This window comes from Paraburkholderia sp. JPY465 (assembly GCF_050436725.1).
GTDB lineage: Bacteria > Pseudomonadota > Gammaproteobacteria > Burkholderiales > Burkholderiaceae > Paraburkholderia > Paraburkholderia youngii.
Window position 1 is genome coordinate 1,514,985 of record NZ_JBNDMT010000002.1, and the last position, 20,406, is coordinate 1,535,390.

At 65.3% G+C, this 20,406-nt stretch carries 16 protein-coding genes; 12 read left to right on the forward strand and 4 right to left on the reverse strand.

Going from position 1 to position 20,406, the window contains the following annotated elements; translation table 11 throughout:
- The first annotated feature begins 291 nt into the window (after positions 1 to 291).
- From QFZ94_RS09075 to QFZ94_RS09085, 3 genes are all read left to right on the forward strand, one after another.
- Complete coding sequence (locus QFZ94_RS09075; RefSeq protein ID WP_429456360.1) at positions 292 to 2,475, forward strand: hypothetical protein; 2,184 nt, start codon at positions 292 to 294, stop codon at positions 2,473 to 2,475.
- Positions 2,476 to 2,569: 94 nt separating this feature from the next.
- On the forward strand, positions 2,570 to 2,827 hold the full coding sequence (locus QFZ94_RS09080) for a hypothetical protein (protein WP_176107130.1): 258 nt from the start codon (positions 2,570 to 2,572) through the stop codon (positions 2,825 to 2,827).
- A 104-nt stretch (positions 2,828 to 2,931) separates the two neighbouring features.
- On the forward strand, positions 2,932 to 3,531 hold the full coding sequence (locus QFZ94_RS09085) for a LysE family translocator (RefSeq protein ID WP_429456362.1): 600 nt from the start codon (positions 2,932 to 2,934) through the stop codon (positions 3,529 to 3,531).
- Between the two features lie 44 nt (positions 3,532 to 3,575).
- On the opposite strand, the gene QFZ94_RS09090 is transcribed toward QFZ94_RS09085, so the two are convergent.
- From QFZ94_RS09090 to QFZ94_RS09105, 4 genes are all read right to left on the reverse strand, one after another.
- Positions 3,576 to 5,306, reverse strand: coding sequence for an FAD-dependent oxidoreductase (locus QFZ94_RS09090; RefSeq protein ID WP_410848753.1), 1,731 nt, complete (start codon positions 5,304 to 5,306; stop codon positions 3,576 to 3,578).
- Positions 5,307 to 5,423: 117 nt separating this feature from the next.
- Positions 5,424 to 6,416, reverse strand: a complete 993-nt coding sequence (locus QFZ94_RS09095) for a DedA family protein/thiosulfate sulfurtransferase GlpE (protein ID WP_368583492.1) — start codon at positions 6,414 to 6,416, stop codon at positions 5,424 to 5,426.
- A gap of 407 nt (positions 6,417 to 6,823) precedes the next feature.
- Positions 6,824 to 7,075 (reverse strand): hypothetical protein, encoded by a 252-nt coding sequence (locus QFZ94_RS09100; RefSeq protein WP_008921056.1) that lies wholly within the window; start codon positions 7,073 to 7,075, stop codon positions 6,824 to 6,826.
- Positions 7,076 to 7,576: 501 nt separating this feature from the next.
- Positions 7,577 to 8,977 carry a GntP family permease gene (locus QFZ94_RS09105; protein WP_368583493.1) on the reverse strand — a complete coding sequence of 467 codons (1,401 nt, stop codon included), beginning with the start codon at positions 8,975 to 8,977 and terminating at the stop codon, positions 7,577 to 7,579.
- A 329-nt stretch (positions 8,978 to 9,306) separates the two neighbouring features.
- Between QFZ94_RS09105 and QFZ94_RS09110 the strand changes: the two genes are divergently transcribed.
- From QFZ94_RS09110 to QFZ94_RS09150, 9 genes are all read left to right on the forward strand, one after another.
- Positions 9,307 to 10,773: a sigma-54 interaction domain-containing protein gene (locus QFZ94_RS09110; protein ID WP_429456365.1), complete on the forward strand. Its 1,467-nt coding sequence runs from the start codon at positions 9,307 to 9,309 to the stop codon at positions 10,771 to 10,773.
- A gap of 99 nt (positions 10,774 to 10,872) precedes the next feature.
- Positions 10,873 to 11,136 (forward strand): hypothetical protein, encoded by a 264-nt coding sequence (locus QFZ94_RS09115; protein ID WP_429456367.1) that lies wholly within the window; start codon positions 10,873 to 10,875, stop codon positions 11,134 to 11,136.
- Between the two features lie 517 nt (positions 11,137 to 11,653).
- Positions 11,654 to 11,857, forward strand: coding sequence for a hypothetical protein (locus QFZ94_RS09120; RefSeq protein ID WP_018438439.1), 204 nt, complete (start codon positions 11,654 to 11,656; stop codon positions 11,855 to 11,857).
- Positions 11,858 to 12,000: 143 nt separating this feature from the next.
- A complete protein-coding gene (locus QFZ94_RS09125) occupies positions 12,001 to 13,200 on the forward strand; it encodes a serine hydrolase domain-containing protein (protein ID WP_429456369.1) in 1,200 nt (399 codons plus the stop codon).
- 125 nt (positions 13,201 to 13,325) lie between these two features.
- Positions 13,326 to 13,625, forward strand: a complete 300-nt coding sequence (locus QFZ94_RS09130; protein WP_429456371.1) for an H-NS family nucleoid-associated regulatory protein — start codon at positions 13,326 to 13,328, stop codon at positions 13,623 to 13,625.
- A 710-nt stretch (positions 13,626 to 14,335) separates the two neighbouring features.
- Complete coding sequence (locus tag QFZ94_RS09135; RefSeq protein ID WP_429456373.1) at positions 14,336 to 15,937, forward strand: peptide chain release factor 3; 1,602 nt, start codon at positions 14,336 to 14,338, stop codon at positions 15,935 to 15,937.
- Between the two features lie 195 nt (positions 15,938 to 16,132).
- Positions 16,133 to 16,291 (forward strand): hypothetical protein, encoded by a 159-nt coding sequence (locus tag QFZ94_RS09140; RefSeq protein ID WP_429456375.1) that lies wholly within the window; start codon positions 16,133 to 16,135, stop codon positions 16,289 to 16,291.
- A gap of 109 nt (positions 16,292 to 16,400) precedes the next feature.
- The gene (ltrA, locus tag QFZ94_RS09145; RefSeq protein WP_429456377.1) at positions 16,401 to 17,768 is read left to right on the forward strand and encodes a group II intron reverse transcriptase/maturase; all 1,368 of its coding nucleotides are present in this window, start codon (positions 16,401 to 16,403) and stop codon (positions 17,766 to 17,768) included.
- Positions 17,769 to 17,960: 192 nt separating this feature from the next.
- The gene (locus QFZ94_RS09150; RefSeq protein WP_429456379.1) at positions 17,961 to 20,396 is read left to right on the forward strand and encodes a GNAT family N-acetyltransferase; all 2,436 of its coding nucleotides are present in this window, start codon (positions 17,961 to 17,963) and stop codon (positions 20,394 to 20,396) included.
- Positions 20,397 to 20,406: the final 10 nt, after the last annotated feature.

Here is a 20,406-nt window from a genome sequence, read left to right on the forward strand (position 1 = left end):
CAAGCGCTTGAATCTCTGACCGGTGAGGATTTACGGGAACCGGTTTTTACCGGCTTCGTGAACGAAAGATTTGGTTTGAATCGTAAATCGATGCAAATGGAATGAATTGGATTGGGTGACATTCAATTATCTTTTTTTATTAATAAGTTTGCTATTTTTATATGAGAGGATAAAACGCCAACTCTGATGTGCGCACATCGTAACGCTACCAGCAATGATGCGCGTACAGGCGAAGCACGCCGGTCAGCCTGCCTGCCGTGCGTGCTTCGCGCCTAGCAAGGATCGACCGCCGTGAAGATTTTCCCCCGCCTTGGCCTGGCCGTGGTTCTAATCCATAGCCTGATCTCGCCGAATGTCTCCGCGCAATCCAAATTGAATTACACGACATCATGGGTCGGTAATAGTTTCGGATTTGGCGACGGCAAATGGATACAGCAGGATATTCAGGCCATTAGCGTCGATGCCAATGGCACCGTTTATACGAATGCGCCGTGGGACGAAAGCGGCAGCGAAATTGCCGCCTATCGCGCGGGGGACAAGCTCGCGGTCGCCGGTTCGACGCACGGCTGGGGCGCGGCCGGCGGCGACGCGGTGGCGGTGAATCACACGTACCTGTACGCGGCGATGTCGATCGGCAACGAGAACAATGCGCTGGTCGGCGCCGACTATCCGCCGGCCAATCAGACCTGGTACGGCATCACGCGGCGCACGCTCGCGAATCTCGCGGCCGGCGCGCCGTTTTCCGGCGGCATCGGCAATAGCGCGAACGCGACGAAGAACAGTTTCGTCGCGGTACAAACGGTGCAGACCGGCATCGACGCGGGCATTCGCGGCCTCGCCGCGAACGACAGCGAACTCTATGCGGCCGACACGTACGGCAACCGGATCGTCGTGTACGACGCGCAATCGATGCAGCCGCTGCGTTCGTGGAGCGTCGCATCGCCCGCGCGCATCGCGATCGACACCGACTCGACGCTGTGGATCATCAGCGCCTTCGGCACCGGCAGCCTGAGCGTCCTGCACTACCGCGCCGACGGCACCGCGCTCGCCGGTCCATTGGCGCTGCCCGCTGGCAGCGTGCCAACCGACCTCACGGTCACGCCATCCGGCCAGCTGCTGGTCGCCGACAACGGCGTTTCGCAGCAGATTCTCGTATTCAACAAAGGCGCGGGCGGCCAGATGCAGGCCGGCGCGTCGATTGGCACGCGCAACGGCATCTTCCATCCGGCGCGCGGCGTGCCGGGTGATACGCGCTTCAACGGCATCACCGGCATCGGCGTCGACGCGGCGGGCAATCTGTACGTCGCGCAAAACGGCGAAGGACCGCGCGCGCTGGGCTCGGCATCGGTAGGGCAAGGCGCGGTGCTGGAGAGCTACGTGTACGGCACGCGCGTGCTCAACTGGCGGCTCTACGGCCTGACTTTCGTCGATAGCGGCGCGTTCGATCCGGCCACGCCCGCTTCGATCTACACGGGCTCGAAGCGCTTCACGCTCGATTACCGGCAGCCGGCCGGCCACGAATGGTCATACGCGGCGTTCACGCTCGATCGCTTCGATTACCCCGACGACCCCGCGTTTCACCAGCCGCGCGGCGTGCGCGGCGAACCGATGGTGCGCAGATTCAATGGCCAGCGTTTTCTCTATACGCTCGATCCCGGCGCGCACTATCTGAACGTCTATCGCTTCGATGCCGCGCATGGCGAGATTGCGATTCCGTCAGGGATGCTCGCGCAGAATCCGCTGCCGGGCAGCTGGCCCGCCGCGCAACCAACTTACGGCGAATGGTTGTGGCGCGATAGCAATGGCAATGGCACCGTCGACGCGAGCGAGATCAGCGGCAATCCGTCGACCGGCAGCACGGTCGGCAACGGCTTCTGGTGGGTCGACGATTCCGGCAACGTGTGGCTCGCCACGCCATTGAGCGGCGTGCGCGAGATGCCGCTGCAAGGTCTCGACTCCACAGGCAATCCGATCTACACGTACGCAAGTGCGAAGATGTTCGCGATGCCCGCGCCGTTCACGCGGCTCGCACGGCTCGTCTATGTCGCAGCGACCGACACGATGTATCTGTCCGGCTTCACGAGCGCGATTCCGTGGGACCCGACGCACTGGAAGGAAGCGGGCCCGGTGCTTGCGCGCTACGACAACTGGAGCAGCGGCACGCCGGCCCTGACTTACACGGTCTCGCTGCCGTGGAACACGCAAAGCGATCCGCAGACCACCACGGTCGGCGTTGCGGTGGCGGGCAACTATGTCTTCGTCGCGGAGTTGTACACCGATCGCATCGACGTCTACGACGCGCGCAACGGCACGGCCGTCGGTTATATGACGCCGGGCGCGAACGTCGGCGGTAAGAGCGGCTGGGTCGACGTGTATCTCGGCATCAGCGCGGTGCAGCGCGATAACGGCGAGTACGTGGTGCTGGTCGAAGACGACGCGCGCGCGAAGCTGCTGATGTATCGCTGGACGCCTTGACGTGGGTCGCCGTCGCGCCGAACACGAATAGACGGCGGCGCATGATCGGTATATAACAACTTTACCGATGCACTCAAAGGAGTGGTGTTCGATCATGACGCAAGACGTTCCTCCCAAGCCGCCCTCCGACGATCGTCCGGAGATCGAGCAGCTCGACGCGGCGCTCAGTCACGTCGATCAGCAGATGTCGTCAGGTGGCATTGCGTCGGGCGCGGCGAAAGGCATTGTCTACAGTCTGATCGAAACGCTCGGCGCGCTGGTCGGCGATCCCGATTTGCCGGAGCACGCGCGTTCGGGGTATGAAGGGCTGCTGGAGGCCGCGCGCGAGTTGCGCGCGAAGCTGGAGCGCTGAGCGATGAGCCGAGTGGACCGCTGAACCGGCGGGTTCGCTTCGGCGCAGCCATCGTGCTGTCTGTGCTACAAAAGCGCAATGTGTAACTCGCCGTGCGCTTTTTTATGCTCTCTGCAACCGAGATCGCGTTGCTGGCCACCGGCATCATCGTGGTACTGGTGACGCCCGGCCCCACCAACACGCTACTGGCGGCGGCCGGTTTGCGCGCCGGTTTGCGCCGCGCGCTGCCGCTGATCGCCGCCGAACTGGCGGGCTATCTGGTGTCGATCTCCGCGTGGGGGCGCTTCTTCGCGCACGCGGCGCAAGCGTGGCCGTGGCTGCCGTCGCTGCTGCGCGTGGCCGCGAGCGTGTATATCGCGTGGCTTGCGCTCCATATGTGGCGCGCGGCGGTGGCACTGCCGGGCTCGACGCAACGCGCTGGCAACGTGCGCGCGCTGTTCGTCGCGACCTTGCTCAATCCGAAAGGGCTGCTGTTCGGCGGCACGATCTTTCCGGCCGCCGCGTTCATGCATCTGCCCGCTTATCTGCTCGCGATGGGGATGTTCGCGTGCGTTGCCGCGCCGATCGCGCTCGCGTGGATCGCGTTCGGCGCCGCACTCGGTAGCGGCCGGCTCCGCTGGCTCGAACCGGCGAAGGTGCAGCGCGGCGCGTCGATCGTGCTCGGCGTGTTTTCAGTGTCGCTCGCGTGGGCCGCGTTGCACTGAAGACGGATGCGGCAAAGACGATGCGCTAAAGACCGCATCGAGACTCACGCACCGAGCGCCATCTCTTCCCCGCTCATCTGCGCCAGCAGCTGGTGAATCTGCGCGACAACGGCCGCGCCTTCGCCGACCGCCGCGGCCACGCGTTTCGTCGACCCGGCGCGCGCATCGCCGATCGCATAGACCCCTTCGACCGTAGTCCCGAGATCGCACGCGGTGGCCGAGCCGTCCGCGCTGATGCCCGTCAGCACGAAGCCTTTCGCGTCGAGCTGCACGCCGCAGGTGCGCAGCCATTCGGTGTTCGGGTCCGCGCCGGTGAAGAGGAACAGATGCCGCGTGTCGAAGTGATCGACGCCGTCGGGCAGCGGCCGCTTCAGCGTGACCGACACGAGCCCGTCCTCATCGCCTTCGAGCCGGCCGACTTCCGAACCCGGATGCACGAACACGTTCGGCAGCGAGCGGATGCGGTCGATCAGATAGCGCGACATCGTCGCCTCGAAACCGCTGCGGCGGATCAGCACGTGAACCTTGGCCGCGTGCGTCGCCAGATAGACGATCGCCTGGCCGGCCGAATTGCCGCCGCCCACCAGTACGACCTCCTGGCGCTTGCACAGCTTCGCCTCGACCGGCGACGCCCAGTAGTAGACGCCGCGTCCGTCGAAGCGCTCGAGCCCGTCGAGCGCCGGGCGCCGGTACACGGCGCCGCTCGCGATCACGATCGTCCGCGCGCTGATGTGGCCGCCGCATTTCGTTTCGAGCCGATAAGGCGACTGCCCGCAATGCAGCGCCTGCACGCTGACCGGAATTGCAACGTGCGCGCCGAACTTCTGCGCCTGCACGAACGCGCGGCCGGCAAGCGCCTGGCCCGAGATGCCGGTCGGAAAGCCGAGGTAGTTTTCGATGCGCGAGCTCGCGCCCGCCTGGCCGCCCGGCGCGCGGCTGTCGAGCACGATCACCGACAGCCCTTCGGAGGCTGCGTACACCGCTGCGGCAAGTCCGGCCGGTCCCGCGCCGACGATCGCGACGTCGTACACGTAGGTGTCGTCGAGATCGGGCAGCAGACCTAAGCGCGTGGCAAGCTCCGGCATGCTCGGATGACGCAGCACCGTGCCGTCCGGGCAGATCACGAGCGGCAGGTCCTCGCGCTGCGCGGCGAACTGCTCGATCAGCCGCAGCGCGTCTTCGTCGCGTTCGTCGATCACCGAATGCGGATGGCCGTTGCGCGACAGAAAGCCTTGCAACATCACGAGCCGCGGGTCATTGCTGTTGCCGACGAGGATCGGCCCGCCCGCGCCCTTTTCGATCAGCGACACGCGCCGCAGAATCAGCGCGCGCATGATGCGCTCGCCGAGTTCCGCTTCGGCGACGATCAGCGCGCGCAGCCGGTCGGGCGGGATCAGCAGCGCTTCGACGGCGCTGGTCGCGAGGCCGTTCACCAGCGAGGGCTTGCCCGACAGCTGCCCGACCTCGGCCAGGAAATGCCCGGCGCCGCGCTCGCTGATCACGTGCTCGCGGCCGATGCCGTCACGCTGATAGACCTTCACGCGTCCTTCGAGCACCACGAACATGCCGGGGCCGGTGCGGCCGGTCTCGAACAGCAACTCGCCGGACTTCCAGCGACCGATCTCGCCGAAGCGGCGCAGCCTGTCGATCTCGGCGCAAGTGAGCTCCGGAAACATCTGATGCAAACGCGTCGACAGCGACGAAAACGGCGCGTCGGCGACGACTCCCTGCTGTCCTTCCACCTCTTGAGTCGAAACGTCCTGAGTCGAAAGCATTGAACCGCTCCTTCGATGTTCATCGCACGATTGAACGCAAGGCAACGCAATGCGCGCTCGCATGGCCGGACGAGCCGTGCCGCGCGCGCAGACGGACGATGCCGTCGCGAATTCCAGCTAGACGGCTTTGGGCGCGATATCGTCGACCGTGACTTCGGGCGGCGGCATTTCGGGCAGCGAGTCCACCGGCTTGCCCGAGTCGCGCCAGGCTTCCATGCCGCCGCGCAGCGGCAGCACGTCGGAGAAACCGGCTTCGGTGAGCTGCTTGGCCATCCATGCCGCGGAAATCTCGTTCGGGCAGGAGCAGTAGATCACGAGCTTCTGATCGCGTGGATAGCTGGCGACGATGCCGTCGAGTTGCCGTTCGTCGGCGAATTGCGCGCCTGGAATCACGAACGGATCGAGCTTGCGCTTCTCCTGCGAACGGATGTCGAACACGACCGGCGCCTGATTAGCCTTGTACAGCTTCGCGAGTTCGTCGACCTCGATGCGCGCGGACGCGAGCTTCGCGATCAACTGACGGCGGCGGATCCACCGGTACGCCGCGTACAGCGCCAGCAACGCGACGACGACTACCGCCGCCGTGCGCCCAAGCCGCCCGGCGATCGCGAACAGCATATCGATCTGCCGCGCGAACAACGCACCGAGGATCAGCCCGGTGCCGGACCACAGCGCGGCGCCGACGCCGTCGTAGGTGAGGAAGGTGCGGTAGCGCGTGCCCATCGCGCCGGCCATCGGGATCGATACGATCGACAGCCCCGGCACAAATTTCGCGACCGCGAGCACGCGCACGCCCCAGCGGCCGAAGAAGCGCTCGGTCTTTTTCACGCAGGTGTCGCGCGACAGCGACAGCCGGCAGATCGTCTTCAGCGTATTACCGCCGTAGATGCGGCCCGCGACGTACCACACGCTGTCGCCGATCAGCGTCGCGAAGATCGACAGCACGAGGACCGGCAGCAACTGCGAGCCGACGGAGCCGGGGTGCATCGCGGCCATCGCGCCGAACAGCACAAGCGACGGCATGGCGGGCACCGGCAGCCCGAGCGCGGCGGCCAGCACATTTGCGAAAACGAGCGCAGGTCCATATTGCGCGACGAGGTCATGTAGCATCGGTTTAACATCCGCGGCCCTTGCGGGCGCAGCGCGGTAAGGAACGCAAAGGGGAATGCAAGGATTATGGACGTATTTTCAAGACGTGCAACCGACCTGGAAATCGGCCCGTGTTCTGGCTGCGATCAGGCCTGCATATATGGTCGCATGTCCCGCTACACAAGCATGGCGACCGCTTGTGACAAGTGATTGAAGGCCGGGTAAGCATGCTCAACGAGACGCGCGAAAGCGCTTGCAAAAACCCGTAGGAAAGCGGGGATTGGCGGTTCGAGCGGAACAAACGGAAGCAAGGCGGCGCGCGCGGGCGCGCCCAATGCGAACAATTCTGCGCTGACGCGTCGAAGCGCGACGCCATCGGCGCAGGGAGACTGACGAGTCACGCGACGGTAATTCGCCGCGCGCCTGCTTCACTGACGATGGTTGTGCTGTTCGCCCGGCAACTCGGCGCCATGCGCGCGGATCGCGGCGATCAGCTCCGCGGGCGTGATTTCGTAGCGCACTTCACGATGTATGCCCGGCTTGCGCTCATCGACCTCGATCAGCAGGATGCCTTTGCCGTCTTCGGTCGATTCGAGGCGCAGCGAGCGGAGTTCGCGCGCCGTTGCGTCGTCGTATTCGGTGAGCAGGGCCATTGACCCGGAGGACCCGGTAATGCGCATCGAAGTTGTCCTTGTTGCGTTGGTGATGGAACCATTGTACGGGGCGGATGGCGTGCCGTCTGCCGCCTCGTCGTGCCGTGTTGCGTCTGCCTTTGTCTCTATCTCGCCCCGGTTTTAGCGCATTCGCGATTGCGGAGCGAGCAACCAGTTTAACGCGACTCCTCGTTGCGACGGCTGCATTTTTCATGCCCCTCGGCGGCGCGGCTTGGGTTCGGCTCTTGTCATGCGGGTGACGCGGGCGCGGGCTAGGCGGCGTCCGGCGACACTCTCGCTGTGGTTGGCGTCGCTCCCGGATTTCCTCACCTTTCGCGCACGAATCGCGCGCTGAAAAAAATAGCCCGTCCGGATAGGGACGGGCCGTTAAACGCCGTTGTTACTCGGGTCAGCCTGCCCTTGCAACATTGGGCGCTGACGACTCCATCCTCGTGCTTCGTCGGCGGGCTGTCGAGGTGGGACTAATGCGGATCTATCAGATCAAAGTGCTGGTTTCCGATTCGACGTTCACACGAGGCCGGTCGTGTAATACACCAGGATTACGAAGAACACCGCGAGAGTCTTGATCACCGTGACCGCGAAGATGTCGCGATACGACTGCCGGTGCGTGAGACCCGTCACCGCGAGCAGCGTAATCACCGCGCCGTTGTGCGGCAGCGTATCCATGCCGCCGCTCGCCATCGCGACCACCCGATGCAGCACTTCGAGCGGAATATTCGCGGCCTGCGCGCCCTTGATGAACGTATCGGACATCGCGGCGAGCGCAATGCTCATACCGCCCGATGCCGAACCCGTGATACCCGCCAGCGTGCTGACCGACACCGCCGCGTTGACGAGCGGATTCGGAATGCTTTTCAGCGCATTGCTGACGACGAGAAAGCCCGGCAGCGCCGCGATCACACCGCCGAAGCCGTATTCCGACGCGGTATTGAGCGACGCCAGCAGCGCGCCCGCCACCGCTGCCTTGGTGCCGACCGCAAAGCGGTGGCTCACCCGGCCGAACGCCGTCACGATGACCATGATGATGCCGAGCAGCAGCGCGCCCAGCACGGCCCAAATCCCCACCAGAGCCTTTACGCTCGTTTCGACCGGTGCATGCAGGCCCGGCAGGATCTCCGGCGTGACCGTGAAGGACGGGCCGTACCAGGTCGGAATCCAGCGCGTCAGGAAGAAGTTCGCGACGCCGACCACGATGAGCGGCGCGATCGCCAGCAGCGGATGCGGCAGCTCTTTCGATTCGACGCGCTCCGGCTCGTTGACGAGTTCGGTGCCGTAACCCTCGCCGGTCGCCATCGCGCTGCGGCGGCGCCATTCCAGATACGTCAGACCGACCACGATGATGAACAGCGAGCCGATCACGCCGAGCGTCGGCGCGGCCCACGAGGTGGTCTTGAAGAACGTCGTCGGGATGATGTTCTGGATCTGCGGCGTACCCGGAAGCGAGTCCATCGTGAATGAGAACGCGCCGAGCGCGATCGCACCGGGCATCAGCCGCTTCGGAATATTGCTCTGGCGATACAGCTCGGCCGCGAACGGATAGACCGCGAACACGACGACGAACAGCGATACGCCGCCGTAGGTGAGCAGCGCGCACACCGCGACGATCACCGCGTTCGCGCGCGAGCGGCCGATATAGCGGATTGCGGCCGCGACGATCGACTCGGAGAAGCCCGACAGCTCGATCACCTTGCCGAACACGGCGCCGAGCAGAAACACCGGAAAATACAGCTTCACGAAGCCGACCATCTTGTCCATGAAGATGCTCGTGAAGACCGGCGCGACGGCGGCGGGCTCGGTGAGCAGGACGGCGGCGAGCGCCGCGATCGGCGCGAACAGGATTACGCTGTAGCCGCGATACGCGGCCAACATCAGAAACGCCAGCGCGGCGATAACGATGAGAAAGGTCATTGAGTCTCCATAGCCTGGTTGTTCTACCTTTTTTGCCGTCCTGATCGAGCGACGGCGCGGCGCGGTCGAAATGCAGATTCCATGCCATGCCCGGCGTTTGTCCGCTGAAGCGCTGTGGCGCCTGGCGCGGGCGTGCAGCGGTGGCCCAAGGCATCGTGGGCGGATTGTACCCGGGTGTCTCCGAAACGGGACTCCAATCCGATCAAGATCACCGGAAACCAGGGTAAGTCACGATGCATAAGGCCTGTCGCCTGTCTCTATTTGGAGATAAATTTGTCTAGCAATTGAGATCGATTGCAAGCAAAACGATAAGCGGAGACAACGACAGCATGATGACCGACTGGACGGGCCTGCCCGCCACCTACGACGACGTGCTTCGTCGGGCGATGGAATCGCTGTTTCGCACGTTCGAAAACTTCAGTGAAGGCACGTTCATCGTAGACGGGCAAGCGCGCGTTGTCTGGATCAATAAACGGTATGCGGCGCGCTTCGGCTTTTCGGACCCGCAACAGGCGATCGGCCGCGATTGCGAAGCGGTGATCCCGAACAGTCTGATGCGCGAGGTCGTCAACACCGGCAAGCCGATCCTGCTCGACATCATGGAGACGGATCGCGAGCCGCTCGTCGTCACGCGTCTGCCGCTGAAGGACGATGCCGGCGCGACGATCGGCGCGGTCGGCTTCGCGCTGTTCGACGAGCTGAAAGCGCTGTCGCCGCTGTTTTCACAGTACTCGCGGCTGCAGCAGGAGCTGATCGCGACCCGCCAGTCGCTCGCGCAGGCGCGCCGCGCGCGCTATACGTTCGGCAGCTTCGTCGGCACGAGCCCGGCGTCGCTCGAAGTGAAGCGCCAGGCGCGGCGCGCGGCGCAACTCGAAGCGCCGGTGCTGCTGCTCGGCGAAACCGGCACCGGCAAGGAACTGCTCGCGCATGCGATTCACGGCGGCTCGGCGCGCGCGCATAAGCCGCTCGTCAGCGTCAACGTCGCCGCGATTCCCGACACGCTGCTCGAAGTCGAATTCTTCGGCGCCGCGCCCGGCGCATATACCGGTGCGGATCGCAAGGGGCGGGTCGGCAAGTTCGAGCTCGCCAACGGCGGCACGCTGTTTCTCGACGAGATCGGCGACATGCCGCTGCCATTGCAGGGCAAGCTGCTGCGCGTGCTGCAGGACAAGGAGTTCGAGCCGCTCGGCTCGAACCGCGTCGTGAGCGCGGATGTGCGGATCATCGCGGCGACCTCGGCCGATCTGCCCGCGCTCGTCGCGGCCGGACGTTTTCGCGCGGACCTTTACTACCGGCTCAACGTGCTGACGATTCTTGCGCCCGCGCTGCGCGAGCGTCCGTCCGACATTGAGGCGCTCGCCTACGCGATGCTCGAGGATCTGGCCGCGCAGGCAGGCGGCGGCAGCCACTTCGAATTGCACGACGACGCGTTGCGTCTGCTGTGCGCGTACGACTGGCCCGGCAACGTGCGCGAGCTGCGCAACACGTTGGAGCGCGCGGTGATGCTGTCCGACAGCGAACGCATCGATGCGCGCGTGCTTGCGCCGTTCATCGGCTCGGGGCAGGGCGGCGCAGCGGCGCCGGCGCGGACCCCGTCTGTCGCGGCCGCCGGCGTGGAAGCTGCGGCCACCGCCGAACCCACTTCGTGGAGCGACGCGATGGCCGCGTTCGAAAAGCGCTTTCTGTGCGACGCGTTGCGCGCGAACGGCGGCCGCGTCATCGACACTGCGAAACAGATCGGCATGGGCCGCGCGACGCTGTACAAGAAGATCGCCGCGCACGGCATCGACGTTTGACGCGCCGCACCTGCCCGGCCGCGCGGCACGAACTGACGCAGCACGAAGGCAGCGTGGCACAATCGCGAGATCGAAAAACAAGACGTGACCGGGGTCTCCATGAAACGCCTTTTCTTCTTCGCGCGCCGCTCGAGCGTCATGCTGGCCGTGGGCGCGATCGTCGCGCTTGGCGGGTGTAGCAGCAGCGCGCCGCTGTTCCTCCCGGACGGCCGCTCAACCACGCTGGTGCAATGCCCGGTGGGTTCCGACTCGTGCTCGCAACAGGCGGCCGCCAGTTGCAATGGCGCGTTCGACGTCGTGCGGCAGTCGAGCCAGAGCGGCACGTTGAGCCTGATCTACGCGTGCCGCGCGGCCGCGAAGTAAGCACCGGAAGCCGTGCCGGTACAACACCGGCGAGCGCGGCAGTTCGATTCGGAGGCGGCATCGGTTTTTTCACCCGTTCCCGGTAATTTCCTGCCAAGTCCCGATACGCTCGCGGTTACCACATGGTTGTCATAAATTGATGCGCCTAATGTGCGTCCGATCCACGATTGGCATGCGAATTGGGTTAAGTAAGCCGCGCGCGGCATTTTTACAACGTCGAGTCGCCGCACACCGATTATCCTTTGCGGCCCGATCACCATTTATCTTTAGCGTCGGGGTGTCCAACGAAGTTCAGTGCGGCAGGCAACGGAACGTGAAATTTGACAGCAGTATTCTTTTTAAACCGTTGGGAATTTAACCCCGGCGAGAAGAAACTGCCGGTTTTTTCCGGCGCAGAAAACGAAAAGGAAGATTTTCCCGCTACTGGCGGGCATTAGTTCGGGTCGCGCGGGCCAACGCGACTTATGCTTTCGATTTTTTTGCTTCAACACTAATTCAATAGAATCCGGGGAAAGCAATGAATCATCAGCAACTCGAAAAAGATATCGAGCATCTCGAACAGATCATTTCCCATATTTCCGCAGAAGACCGCATTCCGTTGTCTTATTGGCGAAACCGCCTCCAGCACGTTTCCGGCGCGGTTATCGTGCCGGCGCAGGCAACCCGCGTCAAACGCCTCGATGCCGCGCTTTGCGCATTGGAAAAACGGCAGAAAGCCTGAGTGTCGTCACTGAGTCCGCCAATCGGAATCGGCAATCAGGAAAGCCGTCGTGTGCGCTTTCACCGGACCAGCTATATCTTTCGGTTGATCGCCAAAGTGATATGGGCGCATGCACGCTTTCTTATTACCGACACAGGACGAACATGCAGATAGCAGGGCTTGCCGCGACCCGGCTCGCGAAGTTGACCACCACGCTGCAGGGCTACGTGGAGCGCGGCGAAGTGGCGGGGGTGGTGTCGCTCGTATGGCGGCGCGGCGAAATTGGCTACTTCGAACCGATAGGCCTACGCGACGAAGCCGCGCAATTGCCGATGGAGCGGGACACGCTGTTTCGCATCGCGTCGATGACCAAGCCGGTGACGAGTGCCGCGATCATGATGCTGATCGAGGAAGACCGCCTCGCGCTCGATGCGCCCGTTTCGCAGTGGCTGCCCGAGCTTGCGGCGCCGCGCGTGCTGCGTGATCCGACCGGACCGCTCGACCAGACCGATCCGATTCGCGCGCCGATTACGGTGCTCGACCTGCTCACGCATCGCGCGGGCTTCGCGTATCACTTCACGGCGACGGGGCACCTCGCCGAAGCCTATGCTGCCGCGTTCAACGGCTTCGAGGCGAGCGGCGGCAACAGCGCGTGGCTCGCGCGCATCGCCGCACTGCCGCTGATGTTCCAGCCCGGCTCGCGCTGGCACTACGGCGTGGCGACCGACGTGCTCGGCGTGCTGATCGAACGCGTGAGCGGCATGCCGCTCGGCGAGTTTTTCCGCACGCGCATTTTCGAGCCGCTCGGCATGCGCGACACCGCGTTCTGGGTGCCCGACACGCAGCTTGCGCGCCTCGCCACCGCGTACAACATCGATCCCGGCACGCGGCGTTGCGTGGTCGAGGATCATGCGGCCGCGAGCCGCTGGGCCAATCCGCGGCGCTTTCAGAGCGGCGGCGGCGGGTTGGTCTCGACCGCCCTGGACTACCTGCAATTCGCGCAACTGCTGCTCGGGCGCGGCCGCGTCGGCGATACGCGGCTGCTGTCGCATCGCTCGGTCGATCTGATGCGCAGCAATTTCCTGAGCCGCGATCAGCGCCGCCTGCCTGCCTTCGGTCACGTGATCTGGGCGGGGCAGGGTTTCGGCCTCGGCCTGTCGATCGTCGATGATCCGGCGCAGCAATTGCCGCTCGGCTATCGCTCGCTCGGCTCGTTCGGTTGGCCCGGCGCGTACGGCACGAGCTGGTTCGCCGATCCGGTCGAAAACATGATCGGCCTGATGCTGATCCAGCGCCGCTCGATCGACCCGTTCCCGATGGCCATCGACTTCGAACGCCGCGTCTACGATGCGATCGACGATTGAGCGCGGCCGCCGCGCCTGCGCTCGGCCGCGTGATTCACTATCCTGTGATTTATTCGTCTGATAGTGTCCGCCAACCATTCATCGCAATTCATCGCAGTGCGTCTAACCGAGGGGGGAACACCGGCATGGCCTCTTACAAACAGTTGACTGCGCAACTCGAAAAACTCCACAAGGAAGTCGCAGCCGCGCGCGACAAAGAAGTCGCGCAAGCTATCGCCGATATCAAGCAGAAGATTGCCGAATACGACCTGACTGCCGAAGAACTCGGCTTCACGAGCGCCGCAGCGAAGCCGCGCCGCAAGTCGTCGGCGACGGCGATCGCCAAGTACCGCAATCCGAAGACCGGCGAAACCTGGAGCGGCCGTGGACGCTCGCCGGGCTGGCTCGTCGGCAAGAATCGCGAGCGGTTTCTGATCGAAGGTTGAACTCCGCCTTGGATGCCGATGCGTCCGTGTTCTCTGAAGTGATGCGTCGCTTGATTGTTTCCGCACCGCTGCGGAGGTCCCGAAAACGCTCACCTTTGCGTGACGCCTGAACGTGTACAGCGAAATTCACCGATGCGTCCGGAGCTAGCGGGATGCTTCGGTGAGCCAGGCTTTGACGCGCAACGCACCGCCGCGGGTGCGAATCGCCGTGGTGTCGCGCCGCCGCGCATCGCTTGTCGCAAACCCGCGCCAGCCTTTGCTGGCGGGCGTTTCCAGGCGTCGAGCCGGAGCCTGTTCGTAGCGTTGCGACGCTTTACCGCGGTTTTCCCGCACATCGCGGTCGTGGTGCGTGCGCCGTGGCAGGTGCGCGCATGCGCTTCGCGATCCTCACCTTTGACCGCGAATCGATATTCGCCGCCGCAAGTCCCGAAAACGCTCACCTTTGGCCGCGAGCATGCGCGGCGCGCGGACGCTCGCGCCGTCGCCCGTCCGGCGCCGCAGCCCTTCCCCCCGGCCGTCGCGCCAGACGTGTATCATTCGCACCTTGCGCCGTTTTTGCGCCAGCGATTCCCGCATTGTCGAACCAGCGCCGGCCGATTCCGGCCCGCGCCCGACTCCCGCAGCTCGACGCCGCCGCGCCACGCGCGGCATACCGGCCGCCCAAAGCCGCCGGGAACCGCCCGAACCCCTTTCCGTGACCGCCAGACCCGATGTCAGTCTCCGAACTCAAACGCCGCCGCACGTTCGCGGTCATTTCCCACCCGGACGCGGGTAAAACCACGCTCACCGAAAAGCTGCTGCTGTTCTCGGGCGCGATCCAGATCGCCGGTACGGTGAAGGGCCGCAAGAGCAACCGCTATGCGACGTCCGACTGGATGGAAATCGAAAAGCAACGCGGCATTTCGGTCGCGAGCTCGGTGATGCAGTTCGAGTACGGCGATTGCGTGATCAACCTGCTCGACACCCCGGGCCACGAGGACTTTTCCGAGGACACCTACCGCGTGCTGACCGCGGTCGACGCCGCCGTGATGGTGATCGATGGCGCGAACGGCGTCGAAGCGCAGACGCTGAAGCTGCTCGAAGTCTGCCGCAGCCGCAAGACGCCGATCGTCACGTTCATCAACAAGCTCGACCGCGAAGTGCGCGAGCCGCTCGAACTACTCGACGAAATCGAGCAGCACCTCGGCGTGGCGGCGGTGCCGTTCACATGGCCGATCGGCATGGGCAAGGATTTTCAAGGCGTCTACGACGTCCAGCGCGATCAGGTGCGGGTGTTCCGCGCCGGCCAGGATACGGCCGGCGGCGCGGTCGAAACGCTGCAGGCACTGAGCGACGAGGAAGGCGAGCGCCGTTTCGGCCACGCGTGGGTGCGTGCGAAGGAAGAGATCGATCTGATCAGCGGCGCGACGCCCGAATTCGACCGTGAGCAGTTCCTCGCCGGCCAGCAGTCGCCGGTGCTGTTCGGCTCGGCGATCAACAACTTCGGCGTGAAGGAGATTCTCGACGCGCTGGTCGACCTCGCGCCGCCGCCGTCGATGCGCATGACCGTGCAGCGCCCGGTGCAGCCGGAAGAGTCGAAGTTCACCGGCGTCGTGTTCAAGGTGCAGGCGAACATGGACCTCGCGCACCGCGACCGCGTCGCGTTCATCCGCGTGTGCTCGGGGCGTTTCGAGCGCGGCATGGCGGTGAAGGTCACGCGCTCGAACAAGACGTTCCGCGCGAACAACGTGGTCACGTTCCTGTCGCAGCGTCGCGAGACGGTGAGCGAGGCGTATCCGGGCGACATCATCGGTATTCCGAATCACGGTACGCTGAGTCTCGGCGATACGCTGACCGAAGGCGAGCAACTGCAGTTCGTCGGCCTGCCGTTCTTCGCACCGGAAATTTTCCAGACCGTCGAAGTGGTCGATCCGATGCGCGCGAAGCAGCTCGGCGAGGCGCTGAAGCAGCTCGGCGAGGAAGGCGCGATCCAGGTGTTCCGTCCCGAAGCGGGCGGTCTGATGATTCTCGGCGCGGTCGGGCAGCTGCAGTTCGAAGTGGTGTCGCACCGTCTGTCGACTGAATACAAGGTCGACGTGCGGATGGCGCCGGCGCGCTACCGGCTGTCGCGCTGGGTGACCTGCGACGATCCGGCCGAGCTGCGCCGCTTCACCGATGCGTACTCGGCGCGCATCGCGCTCGATGCGTCCGATGCGCCGACCTATCTGGCCTCGCACGTATCGGAGATCGAAGTCGCGCAGAAGGCGTGGCCCAAGATCGTGTTCAACGAGTTGCGCGAGCACTCGGGCGCGCCGTTCCGGAAGGCGATGTAAAGCCGCGAGTCCGCTGGTTTCGAAACTGAAAAGCCGCGTCGTTCGACGCGGCTTTTTCTTTTCGTGCGCCCAGCATGGGCGCATTCCTGCGGGTGTAAGTCCCGCCATAAGCTGGTCACAGCGAATGAAGTGAAGCGCAACTGCACGAGGGCGACCGGATGTGGGGAGGAAGCGTGGAGCGTAAATCGCGAGCCGATGAACAAGAACCGTATAGAAGGCGCTGCCGAGCAGGGCGAGCGGGCGAAAAACCGCGAAGCTCTCGTGACCAAGGTGAAGTGGCGTAGATGCGGCGGTTGTGCGATGAAGGAGTGCGTTCTTACCTGGGGAGGCCTCGCCTCATGCCTGAAAGGGTGACGGCGTCGAGCCGGAGCGAGGAGTCAGCAGAGGCCGTAGTAGTCACAGGACAGGTCGATGAGTCCGAAGCTGGTGACGAAGGGCCAAACGGGAAGGAGTGTCCAGCGTCATGTCGATGCGACAGGTACTGTGTCAGAAGCCCGTGCAAGCGGGGCGAGCGGGAGGCACACGCGGTGAAGCTGCGTCTATGCCCGTGAGCGACGAAGCCTGTTGCCCGCGCCATGAATCCGGGGACACAGGGTCAGCGCTGCTGATGGCGGCGCTGACGAGAGAGAACCTGAAGCAGGCATTCAAACGGGTACGGGCCAACAAGGGAGCCGCTGGCGTGGACGGTCTGGACATTGACCAGACGTCGCGCCATCTGGTGACGGCGTGGCCGGCGATCCGTGAACAGTTGCTGAAGGGGACGTACCGGCCCAGCCCGGTACGGCGGGTGACGATCCCGAAACCGGACGGAAGCGAGCGCGAGCTTGGCATCCCGACGGTGACGGACCGGCTGATCCAGCAGGCGCTGCTGCAGGTGCTGCAACCGGTTCTGGACCCCACCTTCAGCGCGCACAGCTATGGTTTCCGGCCCGGACGGCGTGCGCACGATGCGGTGCTTGCCGCGCAGTCGTACGTGCAGTCGGGCCGGCGAATCGTGGTGGACGTTGATCTGGAGAAGTTCTTCGACCGGGTCAACCACGACATCCTGATCGACCGTCTACAGAAACGTATTGGGGACGCCGGGGTGATCCGGCTGATCCGGGCGTATCTGACGAGCGGCATCATGGATGGCGGTGTGGTTCAGCAGCGCGAACAGGGCACGCCGCAGGGCGGGCCGCTATCGCCGTTGCTGGCCAACGTGTTGCTCGACGAGGTGGACAAGGAACTGGAGCGGCGCGGTCACTGCTTCGCGCGCTATGCCGACGACGCGAACGTGTACGTTCGCAGTCGGCGCGCGGGCGAACGGGTGATGGCGTTGCTGCGGCGGCTGTACGGGCGACTGCGTTTGAAGGTCAACGAGACCAAAAGCGCAGTGGCCAGCGTGTTTGGACGCAAGTTCCTGGGCTACAGCTTCTGGGTGGCACCCGGACGCGAGGTCAAGCGCCGCGTGGCGGACAAACCGCTGGCGACGTTTCGGCAACGCATCCGGGAACTGACCGCTCGTTCATGCGGGCGCAGCCTGCGGGAAGTGGTGCGACAGGTACGCGCGTACCTGCTGGGCTGGAAGGCGTACTTCCGTCTGGCGCAGACACCGAAGGTCTGGCGTGAGCTGGACAAGTGGTTGCGTCACCGACTGCGCGCAATCCAGCTCAAGCAGTGGAAGCGCGGTACGACGATGTACCGCGAACTGCGCGCGATGGGCGCCGCCGTTGATGTGGCGCGACGGGTGGCGGCCAACGGCCGTCGCTGGTGGCGCAACAGCGGCAGGCTGCTAAGCAGACTGTTCACGGTGGCGTGGTTCGACCGGCTGGGTTTGCCCCGTCTCTCATGACCTCAACTTCCCGAACCGCCCGGTGCGGACCCGCATGCCGGGTGGTGTGGCAGGGGCGCAGCCCGATGGCTGCCCCCTATGCCGATCGCCGCAACAACGCCCCGCGCCGGCGCGCGACTTCGCCTATGCTGACGGAACCACCCGCCCGCCGCGAAGCCGGCTCCAATTCCTGTCCAACCGTATGGAGCGCCCGTGACCGTTCGCAACCTCGACGCATTGTTTCGCCCGAAATCCGTCGCCGTGATCGGCGCGTCCGAGCGACCGGGCAGCATCGGCGCGATGGTCTGGGCGCGCGTGCTCGAAGGCGGCTTCGACGGTCCGCTATGGCCCGTCAATCCGAAGCACGCGACGCTCGGCGTCCACCCGGTGATCCACGACGTCAGCGATCTGCCGCAGGCGCCCACCGTCGCGGTGATCTGCACGCCGCCCGCGACGTGGCCCTCGTTGATTCACAAGCTCGGCGGCATGGGCACGCGCGCCGTGATCATCGTCGGCGAGGTGCGCAGCGATGAAGACCGGCTCGCGCTGCGGCACGCGCTGTCGGCGGCGCGGCCGCATCTGTTGCGCATCGTCGGGCCGGGTAGTCTCGGTGTGGTGTCGCCGGCGCTGGGCGCGCATCTGGGCGCGCCGTCCTGCACGGTCAAGGCGGGCGGCGTCGCATGGGTGTCGCAGTCGAATGCGCTGACCAACGCGGTGCTCGGCTGGGCGCGCGCGCGCGGGCTCGGTTTTTCGCATGCGGTGGCGCTCGGGGCGGAGGCCGACGTCGATGCCGGCGACGTGCTGGATTACCTTGCGAGCGACCCCGGCACCCGCGCGATCCTGATCGAACTAGACAGCGTGCGGGCGGCGCGTAAGTTCATGTCGGCCGCGCGCGCGGCGGCGCGCAACAAGCCGGTGCTCGCGCTGCGCTCGGGGCGCGACGATCCCGCCGACGGTCTCTATACAGCGGCGTTCCGGCGCGCGGGCCTCGTGCGCGTCGACGCGCTCGACGATCTACTCGACGAAATCGAAACGCTCGGCGTTGGCCGCGTGGCGGCGGGCGCCACCGCAACGCTGATCACCAGTGACCGCGGTCTCGCGACGCTCGCGCGCGACGCGTTCAGCGCCGCCGGCGGCCTGCTCGCGCCGTGGCCGGCCGCGGCGTCGGACGCGCTGCGCGAGGCGCTGCCGCTCGCGGTCGGCGGCAATCCGCTGCTGCTCGGCGACGGCGCGCGTCCTGAGCACTTCGGCACCGCGCTGAAGCTGCTGGGCGAGCATCGCGAGACCGGCACCGCCGTCGTGGTGCACGCATCGACGCATGGCGCACCCGTCGACGATGTCGCGCAGGCGCTGATCGAGCATCAGCGCTTTGCGTATCGCGGGCTGCTCGCGTGCTTCTTCGGCGGTGTCGATGCGGCGAGGCGCGACGCGCTGCATGCGCAGGGCATCCCGGTGCACACGACGCCGCAGCGGCTCGCGCGCGCGTTCGCCCGGCTGGTCGATTACCGGCTGGGTCGCGAATTGCTGATGCAAACGCCGGAAGGCCTGCCCGCGCAGATTCCCGAGTCGATCGACGCCGCTCAGGCGCAGGCTCGAGAAGCGTTGGCGGCGGGCAAAAGCGAACTCGCCGGGGACGCGGCGGCGCCGTTTCTGACGCGATTCGGGTTGCAGGTCGAGGGCGTGGAAGAAGGGAACGCCGCTGCGCCGTGCGCCGATGCCGACAGCGCGACAAAACCCATCGTCGACGTCGCCGTCGAACTGCACGACGACGACAACTTCGGCCCCGTATTCCGCTTCGCCGCGCCGCCGATCGACGGCGTCTCCAGTGGACTGCACGTGTACGGCCTGCCGCCGCTCAATCCGATGCTCGCGCGCGATATCGTCACGCGTTCGCACTACGCGAGGCTGGTCGCGCCGGAGCCGACGCTCGCCGCGTTGACGGCATTGTCGCAAGCGGTTTGCGACGTGCGCGAGATCGTCGGCCTGTCGTTGAAGCTGAGGGTCTACCGGGACCGCGTGACGGTGGTCGATCCCGTGTTGCGGGTCGGCGGAAAGCGCAGCCGCCTCGCGATCGTGCCGTATCCGCGCCGCTTCGAGGAAACGATCGACTGGCAGGGGATGCGTATAACGGTGCGGCCGATTCGCCCGGAAGACGAAAACGCGCATCGCGAGTTCGTGAACGCGATGACGCCGGAAGACCTGCGGCTGCGTTTTTTTGGCGCGGTCGGCAGTTTCGAGCACTCGCAACTCGCGCGCATGACGCAGATCGATTACGACCGGGAAATGGCGCTGATCGCGACGGTCGACAACGAAGACGGCGTCGCGCAGACGCTCGGCGTGGTGCGCGCGGTGGCCGATCCCGACAACGAGACGGCCGAATTCGCGGTGACCGTGCGCTCGGACCAGAAGGGGCGGCGCCTCGGCCAGTTGCTGATGCAGCGGATCATCGCGTACGCGCGGGCGCGCGATACGCACTGGCTGATCGGTGAAGCGCTGCGCGAGAACACCGCGATGATCGCGCTGGCGAAGGCCAGCGGCTTCACGATCACGCGAACCGAGGACCCCGGCGTGGTCGGCTTCCGGATGGCGCTCGACGAAACCGCGGGGGCGGACCCGAAGTCCGCCGCGCAGAACCAGCCGGGGCGTTGAGCGGCTTACG